The following is a 14,649-nucleotide window of genomic DNA, read 5'->3' on the forward strand; positions in this document are numbered from 1 at the left end:
TCTCCTTGCATGGTGCTTGTGGTGCCGCCGCCGTGAGAGGCGGTGTTCGTCAGGCGGGAAGAGGCTCGATGCGGGCGGGGACGTGCTTGTGCCAGGGGGTGCCGGCGATGGGGTCGCGCCAGGCGCGGTCGGTGAGGGTGTTCAGGGCGACACCGGTGCGTTCGGTGCCGCCGTCCTCGGTGGGCAGGTCGAGGCCGAAACCGTTGGGCAGGGCCGCGTGGCCGGGTTGCAGACGGTCGTCGATTTCGACGAGTGCCTGAGCGGTGCCGCGGCTCGTGGTGATCCGGGCCGGGGCGCCGTCGGACAGGCCGAGTTGTTCGGCGTCGTGGGGGCTGACGCGCAGGGCGCCTTGAGAATCGCGCTTGCGCCAGGCGTTGTCGCGGAAGATCGTGTTCGCTGTGAAGGCCCGGCGCTGGCCGGCGGCCAGGACGATGGGGAAGTCCTTGGTGGTGTGGACGGCCGGGGTGGAGTCCAGGTCGGCGAGGAGGCCGAGGAGTTCGGGGATGGGCAGTGGGATGCGGTGGCCTGGATGGGGAACGTAGTTCCAGGCGTCGGCGTACTCGTCCTCGGTGAACGTCATCCCGGACCGACCCTCCAGCATCGCGTCGAACAGTGCGTCGGCGCTTCGGTGTCCGGCCCGGCGCATTGCGGCCGGGTACTCCTTGGCGATGCGCTGTGCGAGGGCCCACAGCACCGCGGCGGACCGGGCGCCTGCGGGCAGGGTGGGACCGAGAGTCTCGTACAGCAGGTGCGGGGCCATGGCGAAGGTGGACTTGTCGAGGACGGCCAGGGCGGCGAAGGCGAGCTTGTACGGGGTGCGGCCCAGGCGGGCCGCCGCGCGCAGCGCGGTGAGCCTGCCGTGGGGGACGGCGTCCAGTTCGCGGATGAGTCGGGCGTAGATCTCGGGTTCGGGCAGGGTGCCGGGCAGCGGGTCGAGGACCGGGGCGCGCAGGTGGAAGGTGTTGTGGGGGAACTCGAAGGTGAAGAATGTCGCCTCCCACTTCTCGAACTGGGAGGCGGCGGGAAGTACGTAGTCGGCCTGGCGGCCGGTCTCGGTCAGGGCGATGTCGATGACGACGACGAGGTCGAGCGCGGCGAGCGCCTTCGCGAATCCCGCGGAGTCGGCCAGGGAGTGCGCGGGGTTGGACGACTCGATGATCATCGCCCGGAAGCGGTCGGGGTGGTCGGTGAGGATTTCCTCGGCGATGACGTTGCAGGGAACCAGGCCGCCGGGCATCCGCGCACCGGTGACGGGGGTGCGGCGCGGGTAGGTGGTGTAGCGGGCCAGCGGGGCGATCCACGAGTGCGGCTGCATGGAGCCGGGCTTGGCGAAGTTTCCGGTGAGCAGCCAGGTCAGCTTGTTGAGGTAGGACACGAGCGTGCTGTTGGGGCCCTGCTGGACGCCCAGGTCCTCATACGTCGCGACGCTGGAGGCGGTTCCGATGATGCGTGCCGCCCGGCGCAGCAGGTCCTCGTCCACGCCGCAGGTCCGCGCACAGTTGGCGACATCCACCTCTTTGAGCTGGGCGATGACGGTGTCGGCTCCGGTGGTGCGGGTGGTGAGGAAGGCGTGGTCCAGGATGTCTTCCTGGACCAGGATGCCGAGGAGGCCGGCCAGGCACCAGGCATCGGTGCCGGGCCTGACCTGGAGGTGGATGTCGGCGAGGTCGGCGGTCTCGGTACGCACCGGGTCGATGACGATCATGGTGCGGTGGGGATTCTTGGCGATGTCCTTGAGTACGGTGCGGGCGCGTGGGACGCCGTGCGACTGCCAGGGGTTCTTGCCGAGGAAGAGGGAGACTTCGGCGTTCTGGAAGTCACCGGTGGTGTGTCCGCCGGTGAGGTGGGCGTCGACGAAGCCCTCGCCGGTCTTCTCCTGAGCGAGGGGGTTGGAGCGGTAGCGGGCGCCGAGGGCGCGTAGCAGGGCGCCGCTGTAGGCGCCGCCGAGGTGGTTGCCTTGTCCGCCGCCGCCGTAGAAGAAGATCGATTCTCCGCCGTGGGTGTCGCGCACGGTCTTCAGGCGGGCGGCGATCTCGCGGATGGCGGTGTCCCAGTCGATGGAGGTGAAGGTGCCGTCCGCCTCCCGGCGCAGCGGGCTCGTCAGCCGAGTGCCGCTGTTTTGGTAGTGGTCCAGCCGCAGGGCCTTGTTGCAGGTGTAGCCGGCGGTGGCGACATGCTCCTTGTCACCGCGGATCTTGGCGAAGCGGCGGCCGTCGGTCTGGATCTGAATGCCGCAGTTGTTCTCGCACAGGATGCACGCACTCTTGTGCCAGGCGGCGTCGGCTGTCATCGGCCCTGTCTCCTAATGCGGTGGAAGGCTGGTGCGGCCCGCGCCCCAGGGGTAAGCGCCCGGGGCGCGGCTTGGTGGGGATAGTGAGACGTCGGCTCAGCCGAGCGGGTTGGTGGTGTCGCGCAGGGTGGCCGAAGCCGGGGCGTACATGCGGGCCTTGATGGTGCCGAGGGTGTCGCCGGCCTTGTTCACCTGTGCCTGGGCGATCTCGATGGCTGTGGAGCGCACGGCGTCCTCGCCGACCGCCTGGTCGACGATGCCGGCGGCCGCGGCGTCGGTGCCGCCGTAGCGGCGGGCGGTGAGCATGGCCTCGTGGGCGGTCTGCGGGGCCAGTCGGGACTGGATGAGGGCGGCCATGCCGGGGGTGAAGGGGATGTTGATGTCCGCTTCGGGCAGGCACCAGTAGCCGCGGTCGGCACGCATGACACGGAAGTCGTGGGCGAGGGAGAACATCGCACCGGCGGCGAAGGTGTGCCCCTGAAGCGCGGCCACCGTGACGACCGGCAGCGACAGCATCCGCGCGAACAGTTCATGGACGGAGACGACGTAGTCCTGGTGCTGGTCGGCGTGGGCGAACAGCCAGTCCAGGTCCAGCCCGTTGGAGTAGAACTTGCCAGTGGCTGCGGTGACCAGGGCGCGAGGGCCTTCCGCCTTCTCCACCTCGTCGAGCGCGGCGCTGACGGCGGTGAGCCAGTCGGGGTGGAAGCGGTTCTCACCGTCTCCCAGGTCCAGGACGAAGACGTTGTCGTGACGGTCGAGCGAGGGCATGGCGACTCCTTCGGGGTGTGCAAGTGAAGCGGCTGGGCGGCTGTGGGCTACGGCCGGGGACCGGAATCGACGCCGGGGCGGTCGCGCAGGGCGTGGAGGAGCAGGTCGTGTATTTCGGCGGCGGCAGCCTCGATCGGGGCCGTGCTCTGCTCAGCCCGGCACATGATCACCGCGCCTTCCACCGCGGCGATGATGAAGGCACCGAGTCGGCGGCTGCGTTCCTCGCCCAGGCCGTGCCGCAGGAGGAGGGCCGCGAGGGCCTCCTGCCAGCGGGCGAAGACTGCGGCAGCGGAACGGGCGAGCTGGGGTGCGTCGTCATTGGTCTCCACGGCCACCGCCACGATCGGGCAACCGGCCCTGAAGTCGCTCTCCACGAGCCGCTCACGCCACAGCAGGAAAAATGCGTCGATCGCCGCCACGGGATCATCCGCCTGCATGGCAGCGTCGATCAGCCCCGCGATGAAGTCCCCCGCCAGCGCCACCGCTTCATCGATGAGCTGCGCCCTTCCGCCAGGGAAGTGGTGGTACACCGAGCCCCGAGGGGCTCCGCTGTGAGCGAGCACCCGGTCGATGCTGGTCGCGCTCGCGCCGTACTCCCGCAGCAGAGCGGCAGCACTGAGGATCATCCGGTCACGGCTGTCACTCCTGCGCGGACTCACCTGCCCTACACCTCCCCACGACGTGGCCCTTCCTCCACGAACGGACGGGCTACCTGTCGGTAACTTATGGGATATGGCATAGAACATGCAAGGGGGGTGCGGGCGATGGAACTCCCGGCCCTCCTCGGCCTCGGAGCACCCCCGCGTCGGCGGGGAGAACGAGAACGTCGCCTTCGACCCCGGCGACCTCACCGCAACACCCCGCGTCGGTGGGAGGACCAAGGCACCAAACACCCCGGCTACGGCCGCTGCGGAGCACCCCCGCCGACGCGGGGGTGCTCCGGACACCGTGACGACCAGCCGCAGCTCGTCTTCAACCGGATCGGTCCGCACAACCCCAACACCGTCATCGCGCAGCTGGCCGAGCAGACCCAGCGGCACTGGCAGGGACACGACTACGACGGCGACTTCCACACGTACGACGGCAAGCTGCCCATCGTGGTCACCGGCATGAAGCAGCTCAAGGAGCACGGCCCGGCCGGAGCGGTCTTCCGGCGCTTCGGCCGACCGCACAATCAGACCCTCATCGACGCGATCGGCAACCCGCCGCGAAGCCCACGACGCCCGCAAGCAGGCCGAGTACGCCGCCCGCCAGCGGGAGCCTCAGGAGGAGTTGCGCCGCATCGCCGCACAGCACAGGGCAGAGAGGGAGGCGCACTATGAGAGCGGCACTCTCATGGTGCGCCTGCAGTCGGTCGCCGGCGCCCCGGCACCTGTCGCCTGCGCACCCCCTTCGCGTTGGCGCGCGCCGTCCGGACCAGCTACCTGGGCTTCGCCAGGCGCGACATCGCACCGGAACCCGACCGCGCCGTCCTGGTCGACGTGCCCGCCGGGCCGGTCTTCCCCGACGCGACCACCGACGCACCCGCGTTCATCCGCAACCATCCGCGGCGACGTGCACCGGCCCTAAGCGTTCGGCCGGCCCCGCCGGTCATCACGTCCCGGGACCGGGCCCGAGCAGCGTGCGGGTCAGCCGCCCGCCGGGGTCGGACCGACCGTGCTTCCGGCGCTGGAGGGCGCAGGTGGAGGACGACGGTCCTGTCGTCCAGCTGTCCAACGATGCGGTGATCCGCACGGGTACCGCGAACGGTCAGCCGGTCTCAGCTGCCCGTGTCAACAGAACGACAACCCGGGCCCGACCAGCGCAGCTTGAAGGAATCCTGTCCAGGCCGCTCAGTCGAGGGCGCAGCTATCATCAGGTCAAGGGCGACCATGGGGATTGTGCTCGTGCTCGGGTTGGCGGCTCTGGCCGGGTACATGATCAGAAGCGCCGTGTTGGTGTGGCGTGATCCCTGCCGGGCCAGGTCGGAGGCTGCCGGGTGGTGGGCCAAGTTTGGAGAGCGGGGGGGCGTGGGCAGTCACGCGTGGCGTCGTACCCGTCGCGGCCATGTCGTGCCTGGCCTGCATGATGATGTGCTTCCTCGACGCCGAAAGCTGGGCAGGGGTTGGAGGCCCCCTGGAGACTGCGGGGGAGCCCTCTTCCTTTTGACGCTGACCTGTTGGGCCGGAATCGTGGAGCCGACGGCCGCGCTGAAGGGGGAGAGTCCGCGCCGCACGGCGGGGCACGACGCAGGGCTGGCCACCGACCGCCCTGACCCATGGGGGTGGCGGGGGATCGGTCTCGTGATCAACGGACAGGAGTCGGGAAGGACTTGTCGCCGAAGAGGATCCGGCCCGCCGCGGCCCGGCCGACCGGCGTGCGGAGCAGTGTGAAAGCCGCTTGGGCCATGGTGGGTGTGCGCACCTGGGCCAGTCCTGTGCGCAAGGTCAGCCGACCTCGGAAAGCGGCGCGCAGAGCGGCTCCGTCGTAGGCGGACAGCGTGTCCGGCCGCCTGGCATGCAGTGCGTGGTCCAAGACTTCGGCCGCGAACTCCGACAGTCGCAGACAGGGATCCAGGCCGCCGGCGGTGAGCGGGGAGACCGCGCCGGCCGCGTCCCCCACCAGAAGGCCGGCGGCGCAGCCGATCCGGCGCAGTACGCCCCCGACGGGAATCGGGCCGCCGCGCCGTTCCACCGCCTCCGGCCGGTCCACGCCGGACACCCCGGGCGCTGACGCGCTGAACCGCTGCAGTGCTCCGCGAAGTCCGCCCGGGAAGCGGTCCGCATAACCTGCGACGCCCACATGCGCGTGCTGCCCGTCGTTGACCACCCACGCCAGGTAGCCGGGAGCGAGCGAGGGGTCGAGCACGCAGTGGAAGGTCGGAGGCTCGTCGCGGCCGGCAAGCTCGAAGACCTCTTCGGCTCCGACCAGCAGGTGGTGATTGCGGTCGAGGGCGAGGTCGCGGGCGACGGTGGAGCGTGCTCCGTCGGCACCGACGACGAACCGCGTTCGGACCGCCGTAGGCCCGTCGCGGCTGAGGAGGCGGAACGTGTCGCCGTGCCGTCCGGCGTAGCGCGTGCCCAGGGCGATCCGCACGCCGGCGATCGCCGCGGTGGCCGCCGTCGCCGTGTAGAGAGGCGCCATGTCTCCTACGCGGTACTCGTCGCGGCTACTGACCAGGGTGACCGGGCGGCGCAGGTCGGGCGGGTAGAGGACGACCCGACGAATCGGTGGGCCGAGGTGCTCGGGCGGCAGCGGAAAGTCGTCGAGCGTCTTCCGCACGAAGATCCCCGTGGTGCGGACCGCGCCGGCGAGACTGGTTCGCCGGTCGATCAGGAGGACGTCGTGGCCCTGCCGTGCGAGGAGTGTGGCGGTGTGGAGGCCGGCCAGCCCGGCGCCGACGACCAGGACGTCGGTACGGGCGGTGGGCCCGAGGCCGTCGCAGCCGGTCGGTGTCGTCACAGGTGCCGCCCCGCGGCCGTGGCCTCGTTCGCCAGGCTTTCGGCCTCCCAGCGCAGCAGGTCTCCGGGCTGGCAGTCCAGGACCTCGCAGAGCGCGGCCAGGGTGGAAAACCGGACCGCCTTGGCGCGTCCGTTCTTGAGGACCGCCAGGTTGGCGGGGGTGATGCCGACACGTTCCGCGAGTTCGCCCACGGACATCTTGCGCCTGGCCAGCATCACGTCGATGTCGACGACGATCGGCATCAGATCACCCTGGCCAGCTCGGCCTGCATCCGGGTCGCCTCGACCTCGCGGACGACCGCCTGGGCCAGCAGCATCCGCAGCACGAGCACGATGAGGGCGACCGCGAAGACCGCCAAGGAGACACCGCCGAGCAGCAGGACGACGCCCGGGGCCACCGCCTCGCCCGGCGCCAGAACGACGCCCAGTGTGAAGACCAGGAGCGCCGCAGCGGTGAAGGCGCCGATCACGACATGCACGTACCGGAAGGCGCCGTCTGAGAACACGTTCCCGCGTCGCACCATGTTCACCAGCCGCCATACGCAGACCAGGACGGTCTGGGCCGTGCCGATGCCCAGGACCACGATCAGCAGGATCGGAACGCGCCGGTCCGCGAGCACACCGCCCTCCATGTCGTCGGCCAGCAGCGCCACCATCACGGTCTGCACGAACAGCGAACCGGCGAGCAGTGCCACGAGCACGGTACGCAACGCCAACACGGTGATCTTTCTCATCACTTCCCCTTCGATCGAAATGCAACAGGAATCTATCGAAACTCAATAGGATGAGCAAGGTGGTGCCGGCGTCCGGGCCGGGCGCTGTGCGCCGAGGGTCGGCAGGTGTGCCGGCCCGGGCGGTCGGGGTGTGGGGCGTCGGGGTGGCGAGTACGACATCGTTGAGTACGGGGATAGGACGTTGGCGCAGCTCGATGCCGAGGGCACGGCCGAAGCTCAGCGTCTGTCGCATGGCAGGCCCGACCAGAACCGACATTCGCACCGATCGAGCTTTGAAGTAGCTAAACCGTCCGGTTCTTGCGTGCCGTGGTCCGGCAGCCTCCTGCGATCCGGTGCATGTTGGATCCCGAGCTGCTGGAACGGATCACCGCGCGGCGCGCGGAACTGGACGAACTGGTCCTGTCGGCCACGGCCCGTAGCGTTCGGGCAGGTCACGCCAGGAGATCCCGGTGCGGATCTTGTAGACCATCCCGTTGATGACCTGCCGGTGTGCCACCCGGGGCCTGCCTGTCGCGGCCCGCGGTATCAGCGGAGCGAGCAACTCCCACTCCTGATCAGTGAGCTCATGGCGACGTATCACCCCCATGATCCACCACCCGATGATCTTTGAAGACGGACCCAAGCTCGCCGAAGGCAGCGCACGGCTCGTCACCCCATTACTGTTCCGGAGTGACTACCTTCATGCCAAGAACGCGAAAATCTGTGTTGGCTGGAGTAGACATTGGGTAGTGGTGTGGTTATGTTTCTCCTGTAACCCAGAAGGATCGCAGGGCCCGACAGACACGAACTGCCGGGCAGTAGTACCCGCAGTTGCAGGACGGTGCGGTGATGGAGTGTCGAAGCCAGGATGTTGCAGGACGGCGACGGGACTGATGACCGGACCGGGCGGCCCGCAGTGATCAGGGGCCGCCACCGTAGTGGCACTACCCAGCAGTGAAGTCAGTGAGCGGTACCTCGGTGAAGGCGTCGGCTGCGGACGCGCGCACCGGGAGGTTCGGCAGCGGGGTTCCAAGCCAGAGCAGACGCAGGACGGGCAACGGGGCTGGCTGCCGAAGAGTGGCGCTGTCACAAGTCACTGAGATGTTCGTAGCACCAGCAGGAGAGCAGTACTAGAGGAAAGAACGGAGGAACGAAGCGCCATCAGGATCGCCCGGGCGGAGTTTTGGGCCTGGGTACCGCAGGACATCGATAGTGAGGTGGTCTCCGGTCAAGAAACCGCGATCCCCGCGCCCCCGGCAGCAGGCAGGTCGGGTCCGCGGACACAGAAGGCCGGTGCAGTCTCAGGGCCGGCAGATGGTGTAGGAGTTCCTTCGGGGCCCTGGTGCCGTATGGCACCAGGGCCCCTCCACGCGTTCCGCAGAGAGGTGCAGATGACAGCAGACGATTCGTACGGCCGACTCGACGACGACGACTACCCCGCCTACACCATGGGGCGGGCGGCCGAGATGCTCGGCACGACCCCCGCCTTCCTGCGGGCCATCGGGGAAGCCCGACTGATCACGCCGCTCCGCTCGGAGGGCGGCCACCGCCGCTACTCCCGCTACCAGTTGCGCATCGCAGCCCGCGCCCGCGAACTGGTCGACCAGGGCACCCCTGTCGAGGCGGCCTGCCGCATCATCATCCTGGAAGACCAGCTTCAAGAAGCGCGGCGTATCAACGAGGAACTGCAGAGGCGCCCCGGCGGCTTGGTGGACAAGTCCGATGGCTGAGGCCGCCTCTGCTCGCTGGTCCTGTGAGGGACCGGCTGTCAAGGCGGGAAGCCCTTGCCGTAACCGAAGAGGCAGCTGTCCGCACCGATGTGCCGGGCCCGGCTCAGGCTAGGACTCTCGCCTTCTCGCCGGAGCGATGCGGCTGTAGACGCGGAACCGGACGGCAGTGTCGTGGGGCGTGGGGCGCAGGTCGATGGCGACAGGGCCGGCGAAGATGTATCCCTGTTCGGCGGCGTGACGGCGCACTTGGGCGGCGAGGGCCGGTGCCACGGGCAGAGGGCTGGCCGCGATCAACCGGTGGGTCTTCGGGAGTAGCTCGATGACGAAGTCGTTGGGTGCCACGAGGCGTTGCCGGCCGACGATCAGGGTGTTGGCGTCACACTGCCGTAAAAGCGTGGTCAACGCTTCGCCCTGCTCTTGCCTGGACGGCAGCATGCAGCGCCACACACTCGTTGTCCACTGCTCCATGAGGCGTTCGCTAGTTCCGAGGAATCCCATCGAGGGCGCCTGCCCCACCGCGCCCTGAGCAGGCTCGCCCGTATGGGTGCACTTCGGTATGAGGTGTCCCGGCTGTTGTCGGCTGCTCGAGGGAGTGGGAAACCAGCGCTTGGGCTGAGAGTGGCTCTGCGAGTGGTACGCCAACCTTCCATGCGAAGCGTTACGACGTCCGTGTGACGCTGGCGTGCTGCGCGTGCTGCGCGTGCTGGACGGGAGGGGAGGGCTGAGGCCGCGGATCGGAACACGCTTGAGTGCGGTTGGGTGTCGGTCGGTGGGGCGCCGCCGGGCGTGTGCCGCGCGATCAGGGCGTTGCGGAGATGCGCAGGCAGTTCGGCAACCGGGCCGGTCACAGGTCACGGCAGTCGCGCTGCCGGGTGCCCGCCGGGATCGTCGGCCAGCACGATGGCGGTTTTGACGCGTTTTCCCACCGGCTCGCGGCGGATCTCGAAGGTGCGGCACACGGCCATCACGATCTCCAGGCCGTGCTTGCCGACCCGGGGCGGGTCGGTCGCCTGGGGCATCGGCGGGCCCGGGTCACTGTCCCAGACGCTGATCTCCACGGCACCGTCGCTGATCTCCAGATCCAGCAGGCACGGTCCGGGCGCGTACTTGTGCGCGTTGGTCACCAGTTCACTGACCACCAGCTCCGCCAGGCCCATCGCGCGCTCCGACACCGGGAGCCCGTTCACGGCCTGTGCCCGGGCCATGAAACGGCGGGTCATGTCCCGGGCTTCCCCGATCCGCTCTCCGCCCTCCAGCGCGACCGCGGACTGCAGAGGGCGGCCGGCCAGCGACTGATCCGCGTCTTCGTGCACCACTGGCCCCATACCGCCACCCTTGTCCTGAGCAATCCGGCTCGTGGACGCCCAACTGCCCTGAAACCCCTACTACATGCAACCCTCACGTCACAGTTGCATAAATCACTCAAGTGTGGCGCGTCGTCAGGTGGGAAACGTCGGTGGGGGGAGAGAGGGACGGGACGGGGCGATGCCAGCGCTGGCGGCGCAGGTGTCACGGGGGACATCGATTCCGACTTCCACCACCAGCCCGGGTCCCACCAGAATGTCGTCCACCTCATCCAGGCTGCCCCCATAGGCGCTTGACGTCGGGGGTGTGTGTCCGTCAGATGGCAGGCGATCCCATGCTGTCTGCGACCCAGGGCTGTCGTCCGTCTGGGCGAGGGTCCACGTCTTCGGGGCGGCACCCCTTTAGAGTGGGTGGCAGCCGCCGAAGGGAGGCGCCATGTCGGACGATCCGACGGGCCCGTTGGGTACGGCAATGCGGGAGGTCACGTTCCCGGACCAGTCTCGCGGGATCATCTTGGTGCGGGCGGGGACACCGCAGGACGAGGCCGAGGCAATGGCCGCCCGGGTGTGGGCCGCGATGCCGGAAGGCTGACCCGCATGAAGTCAGGTATCCCGTACTGACCTCTCGCGCCTTTGCTGAGCAGTCGGCCGTGAATCGGAACCAGCCGTACGGAGCCCGCACCGGTGTTGCGTGGCGCCATCGCGTCGATGGCCTGGGGAGGAGGCGCGGTGGCGGTCTCTGCAGCGAGGTCGAGCCACTCGGGGCGAGGGACGCCGCGCCGCGTTGTGCAGCATGGTGCGCCTGCTGGCTGTCCAGGAGAGGCTCGCCGAAGGCGGCCCGAGGGGACCTCGTCGGTCAGCCGACGTGCACGTCTTTCACTGACCCAGCGGCGGCAGGTCGCAGGCGCCCCCGCTGTCTCAGGGGCAGCACTCACCCCGTCTGGAGCTCCCGGTCCGGCGGTGGGAGCTTGACCTTCCGCAAGGCTGTCGCAGGCGTGCTTTTAGCATGATCGGATGGTTTTCGATGATGCCGATAGGAGCAGGCCGGCACGGGGAGTTGTGGAGGGGGAGGCTGTAGCCGGTCTCTCCGGCGGATCACGCCGTGGCGATGCCGAAGAGAACTCTCGTCCTGTTGCCGACCTGGCCGGGTGGGCGGCGGATCTGGTCGAGCCGGTCAAACCGAAGCTACGTGGCTGGCTCCACGCTGCGATGGTCCCGGCCTCGTTGAGTGCCGGCATCGTCCTGATCTGCCTGACCCGGACGCCGGCGACCTGGGCCTGCGCCGTGTACGCCGTGACTGCTTGGCTGCTGTTCGGAACAAGCGCCGTCTACCACCTGGGGACCGCTGGGCGAGGCGATTCTGCGGCGTTTCGACCACGCCAACATCTTTCTGATCATCGCGGGAACCTGCACGCCGCTGGCCGTGCTCCTCCCTGCTGACCGGGAGGCCCTGCTGCTGTGGATCGTGTGGACGGGTGCGCTGGTCGGCATCGTCTTCCGTGTCCTGTGGGTCAGTGCTCCCCGCTGGTTGTACACCCCCTGCTACCTGGCCCTGGGATGGGCACCGGTGCGTTACCTGCCCGACTTCCTGCACACCGGCGGAGCCGCCGTAGTCATCCTGATAGTGGCCGGCGGTCTCCTCTACAGTGCGGGAGCGGTGGTGTACGCGGTCCAGCGCCCCAATCCCTCGCCCCGCTGGTTCGGCTTCCACGAGGTGTTCCACCTTCTGACCGTGGCAGCCTTCACCGCGCACTACATTGCCATCTCCCTCGCCGTCTACTGACCGCAGCAGCAGGATTCACTACGGCGTCACGGCGCTGCCGCCTCACTCGCGCACCGATCGGGCAAAGCGGCATGCGTTGAGGGCCCCGACCGGCACGCCGGTCGGGCCCTCAACGCTGTTCCAGTGTCAGCGCGCGCCTGTCGCGTCGGTCAGGCGGACAGGGGAGCGCCGAGCATCGCGGAAGCCCGCTGCAACGGACTCTCGATCCGCGCGGGGGCGGCTCTAGGGAGGGTGCGGCAGGTGAAGCCCAGCAGGGCCATGGCCCTCAGGACTTCGCCGGCACTGAAGTCGCGGCGGTCCTGGCGGGTGATGACCTGGCCGACCTGCTTGGCAGGGTAGTGACGCCGTCCGATGATCACGGACTCGCCGGTGACCGGTTCCGGCTTGACGCCCTTCATCGATTCCAGCACGCCGCCCTTGGTCAGGTCGAACGGGAAGCGGGCAATGACACAGCGCATGATGCCTCACAGGCAGAAGAGAAAACGGGGCCGACCGCCGTCCAGCGGTTCAGCGGGACAGAGCGAGGACGCCCAGGGCGCTACCGTGTTCGTCGACCACGGGCACCAGCCCGCGCCGCCCGAAAGGTACCGTGTCCTCGGCTTCTTCCCTCGTGGCCGACGGTGAGACGAAGGGCTCGCTGTCGTCGGTGATGTCACCCAGGCGGAGCCGGTCGGTGTATCCGGAGCTGTCCCGGACGGCGGTGAGCCGGGCCTGGGTGACCAGGCCGACGCACCGGGCATCTTCGTCGCACACGACCAGATGCTCGGCCCGGGCGGCGGCCATTACGGACAGCGCCACCTCGACGGTCATGTCGTACCAGACCTGCGGCCCGGCGGCGTCCATGACGTCGACCACCGTGCCGTGCCATGGGCGAGCTCTTACGGAGCGATCCTGCAACTGTCCTGGCGTCAAAGGGTGCCTCCTGTGCAGACGGGCGGGGTTTCTGATCAGGACGGTTCTAGGCGGCCGTACCGGCAGTGGACTGGGGTGCGGGGGTACGCCGGGTCGCCGGGGCGGGGCGGCGTCGGCCGCGGGAGGTGGCGCCGCGCTTCCTGGGGCGTTCGGTCACCGGGGCGGTGATGACGACCGGGATGCCGGTCGGGGCCTGGGCTCCGGTGATCCGGCTAAGGGCCTCGTCGCCCGAGCTGACCTGGGTGGGCTGCGGCCGGATCCCGGCGTCCGACATGAGGCGGACCATGCCGCGGCGCTGGCTCGGGGTGACGAGCGTGACGACGCTCCCGGACTCGCCGGCGCGGGCCGTGCGGCCGCCCCGGTGGAGGTAGTCCTTGTGGTCGGTCGGCGGGTCGACGTTGACGACGAGGTCGAGGTTGTCGACGTGGATACCGCGCGCCGCGACGTTGGTCGCCACCAGCACGGTGACGTGTCCGGTCTTGAACTGCGCCAGGGTGCGGGTGCGCTGCGGCTGGGACTTGCCGCCGTGCAGGGCGGCGGCCCGTACCCCGCTGTTGAGCAGGTCCTGGGTCAGCCTGTCGACGGCGTGCTTGGTGTCGAGGAACATGATGACGCGGCCGTCGCGCGCGGCGATCTCGGTGGTGACCGCGTGCTTGTCCGCGGCGTGGACGTGGAGTACGTGGTGCTCCATCGTCGTGACGGCGCCGGCCGAGGGGTCGACGGAGTGCACGACGGGATCGGTCAGGTAGCGGCGTACGAGCAGGTCGACGTTGCGGTCGAGGGTGGCGGAGAACAGCATGCGCTGGCCCTCGGGGCGGACCTGGTCGAGCAGAGCGGTGACCTGCGGCATGAAGCCCATGTCGGCCATCTGGTCGGCCTCGTCGAGGACAGTGATGGACACTTGGTTCAGTCGGCAGTCGCCGCGGTCGATGAGGTCCTTGAGGCGTCCCGGAGTGGCGACGACGACCTCGGCGCCGCCGCGCAGCGCGCTCGCCTGCCTGCCGATCGACATCCCGCCCACGACCGTGGCCAGCCGCAGCTTCACAGAGCGGGCGTACGGGGCGAGCGCGTCGGTGACCTGCTGCGCCAGCTCACGAGTCGGTACGAGGACCAGCCCCAGCGGCTGACGGGGCTCGGCCCGCCGTCCGGCCGTGCGGGCCAGCAGGGCCAGCCCGAAGGCGAGGGTCTTTCCGGAGCCGGTGCGCCCGCGGCCGAGGACGTCTCGGCCGGCGAGGGAGTTCGGCAGGGTCGCGGCCTGGATCGGGAACGGTACGGTGACGCCGACCGAGCCGAGCGCGGCCAGCAGCTCACCGGGCATGTCGAGATCGGCGAAGCCCTCCACGGCCGGGAGCGCGGGAGTGATCGTCCGAGGGGGAGCGAACTCCCCCTGGACGGCGGCGGGCCGGCGGCCGTAACCGCCTGAGCGGCTGGGTCCGGCCGACCGGCGCGGCGCCGGCGAACCGAAGCGGCTGCCGCCCTTTCCGGAGTCGGCACTGCCATTACGGGCGCGGGCGAAGCGGTCGTTTGTGCGTGTGCGGTTCATGCGGAACCTTCCTCGATGCGGCACATATCAAGGAATTCCCGAAGCAATGAGCAGCACGGAGAACCGCAAGAATGGACCGGTGGGCCTTGAAAGCGAATCTGGCCAACAGAAAAACTGTGCGGGCGCAGGCGCTGGAAGGATTGGGTGCGCTATGGGCTCGATATTT

General features: G+C 69.2%; 14 protein-coding genes and 1 pseudogene. 3 read left to right on the top strand and 12 right to left on the bottom strand.

Annotation, left to right across the window (positions count from 1 at the left end):
* Positions 1-49: 49 nt before the first annotated feature.
* From Sru02f_RS19715 to Sru02f_RS19745, 7 genes are all read right to left on the bottom strand, one after another.
* Complete coding sequence (locus Sru02f_RS19715; RefSeq protein WP_109031302.1) at positions 50-2,290, bottom strand: molybdopterin-dependent oxidoreductase; 2,241 nt, start codon at positions 2,288-2,290, stop codon at positions 50-52.
* Positions 2,291-2,386: 96 nt separating this feature from the next.
* Positions 2,387-3,058: an enoyl-CoA hydratase-related protein gene (locus tag Sru02f_RS19720; RefSeq protein ID WP_109031303.1), complete on the bottom strand. Its 672-nt coding sequence runs from the start codon at positions 3,056-3,058 to the stop codon at positions 2,387-2,389.
* A gap of 47 nt (positions 3,059-3,105) precedes the next feature.
* Positions 3,106-3,717, bottom strand: coding sequence for a TetR/AcrR family transcriptional regulator (locus tag Sru02f_RS19725; RefSeq protein WP_244941800.1), 612 nt, complete (start codon positions 3,715-3,717; stop codon positions 3,106-3,108).
* Between the two features lie 1,627 nt (positions 3,718-5,344).
* Positions 5,345-6,499, bottom strand: coding sequence for an FAD-dependent oxidoreductase (locus tag Sru02f_RS19730; protein WP_109031305.1), 1,155 nt, complete (start codon positions 6,497-6,499; stop codon positions 5,345-5,347).
* Positions 6,496-6,741 carry a helix-turn-helix domain-containing protein gene (locus Sru02f_RS19735; RefSeq protein ID WP_109031306.1) on the bottom strand — a complete coding sequence of 82 codons (246 nt, stop codon included), beginning with the start codon at positions 6,739-6,741 and terminating at the stop codon, positions 6,496-6,498. The genes Sru02f_RS19730 and Sru02f_RS19735 overlap by 4 nt, the downstream gene beginning before the upstream one ends.
* Positions 6,741-7,232: a DUF2975 domain-containing protein gene (locus tag Sru02f_RS19740; protein ID WP_109031307.1), complete on the bottom strand. Its 492-nt coding sequence runs from the start codon at positions 7,230-7,232 to the stop codon at positions 6,741-6,743. Before Sru02f_RS19740 ends, Sru02f_RS19735 begins: the two co-directional genes overlap by 1 nt.
* A 364-nt stretch (positions 7,233-7,596) precedes the next feature.
* The gene (locus tag Sru02f_RS19745; protein WP_373103730.1) at positions 7,597-7,818 is read right to left on the bottom strand and encodes a transposase; all 222 of its coding nucleotides are present in this window, start codon (positions 7,816-7,818) and stop codon (positions 7,597-7,599) included.
* 784 nt (positions 7,819-8,602) lie between these two features.
* Here Sru02f_RS19745 and Sru02f_RS19750 point away from each other — a divergent pair.
* Entirely contained in the window at positions 8,603-8,941 is a 339-nt protein-coding gene (locus Sru02f_RS19750) for a MerR family transcriptional regulator (protein ID WP_109031495.1), read from the top strand.
* A gap of 108 nt (positions 8,942-9,049) precedes the next feature.
* Here the strand turns inward: Sru02f_RS19750 and Sru02f_RS19755 are convergent, their stop codons facing one another.
* Positions 9,050-9,409, bottom strand: a complete 360-nt coding sequence (locus tag Sru02f_RS19755) for an FhaA domain-containing protein (protein WP_159107519.1) — start codon at positions 9,407-9,409, stop codon at positions 9,050-9,052.
* A gap of 383 nt (positions 9,410-9,792) precedes the next feature.
* On the bottom strand, positions 9,793-10,254 hold the full coding sequence (locus Sru02f_RS19760; protein ID WP_109031496.1) for an ATP-binding protein: 462 nt from the start codon (positions 10,252-10,254) through the stop codon (positions 9,793-9,795).
* Positions 10,255-10,681: 427 nt separating this feature from the next.
* Between Sru02f_RS19760 and Sru02f_RS19765 the strand changes: the two genes are divergently transcribed.
* Positions 10,682-10,837, top strand: a complete 156-nt coding sequence (locus Sru02f_RS19765; RefSeq protein ID WP_167469437.1) for a hypothetical protein — start codon at positions 10,682-10,684, stop codon at positions 10,835-10,837.
* Positions 10,838-11,259: 422 nt separating this feature from the next.
* A pseudogene (gene trhA, locus Sru02f_RS19770) lies at positions 11,260-12,028 on the top strand (PAQR family membrane homeostasis protein TrhA).
* Between the two features lie 149 nt (positions 12,029-12,177).
* Here trhA and Sru02f_RS19775 read toward each other — a convergent pair.
* The 3 genes from Sru02f_RS19775 to Sru02f_RS19785 are packed head-to-tail and all read right to left on the bottom strand — an operon-like array spanning position 12,178 to position 14,483.
* Entirely contained in the window at positions 12,178-12,486 is a 309-nt protein-coding gene (locus tag Sru02f_RS19775; RefSeq protein WP_109031310.1) for an SCO5918 family protein, read from the bottom strand.
* Positions 12,487-12,535: 49 nt separating this feature from the next.
* On the bottom strand, positions 12,536-12,940 hold the full coding sequence (locus tag Sru02f_RS19780) for a CBS domain-containing protein (protein WP_109031311.1): 405 nt from the start codon (positions 12,938-12,940) through the stop codon (positions 12,536-12,538).
* 46 nt (positions 12,941-12,986) lie between these two features.
* Positions 12,987-14,483 carry a DEAD/DEAH box helicase gene (locus tag Sru02f_RS19785; protein WP_109031312.1) on the bottom strand — a complete coding sequence of 499 codons (1,497 nt, stop codon included), beginning with the start codon at positions 14,481-14,483 and terminating at the stop codon, positions 12,987-12,989.
* Positions 14,484-14,649: the final 166 nt, after the last annotated feature.

It is taken from the genome of Streptomyces rubrogriseus (assembly GCF_027947575.1).
In the GTDB taxonomy this organism is placed as follows: Bacteria; Actinomycetota; Actinomycetes; order Streptomycetales; family Streptomycetaceae; genus Streptomyces; species Streptomyces rubrogriseus.

Bases quoted from the DNA above. Each gene is read 5' to 3' on its own strand.
- Sru02f_RS19715 (WP_109031302.1), bottom strand. From the start codon at position 2,290: ATGACAGCCGACGCCGCCTGGCACAAGAGTGCGTGCATCCTGTGCGAG.
- Sru02f_RS19720 (WP_109031303.1), bottom strand. From the start codon at position 3,058: ATGCCCTCGCTCGACCGTCACGACAACGTCTTCGTCCTGGACCTGGGA.
- Sru02f_RS19735 (WP_109031306.1), bottom strand. From the start codon at position 6,741: ATGCCGATCGTCGTCGACATCGACGTGATGCTGGCCAGGCGCAAGATG.
- Sru02f_RS19740 (WP_109031307.1), bottom strand. From the start codon at position 7,232: ATGAGAAAGATCACCGTGTTGGCGTTGCGTACCGTGCTCGTGGCACTG.
- Sru02f_RS19745 (WP_373103730.1), bottom strand. From the start codon at position 7,818: ATGGGGGTGATACGTCGCCATGAGCTCACTGATCAGGAGTGGGAGTTG.
- Sru02f_RS19750 (WP_109031495.1), top strand. From the start codon at position 8,603: ATGACAGCAGACGATTCGTACGGCCGACTCGACGACGACGACTACCCC.
- Sru02f_RS19755 (WP_159107519.1), bottom strand. From the start codon at position 9,409: ATGGAGCAGTGGACAACGAGTGTGTGGCGCTGCATGCTGCCGTCCAGG.
- Sru02f_RS19765 (WP_167469437.1), top strand. From the start codon at position 10,682: ATGTCGGACGATCCGACGGGCCCGTTGGGTACGGCAATGCGGGAGGTC.
- Sru02f_RS19775 (WP_109031310.1), bottom strand. From the start codon at position 12,486: ATGCGCTGTGTCATTGCCCGCTTCCCGTTCGACCTGACCAAGGGCGGC.
- Sru02f_RS19785 (WP_109031312.1), bottom strand. From the start codon at position 14,483: ATGAACCGCACACGCACAAACGACCGCTTCGCCCGCGCCCGTAATGGC.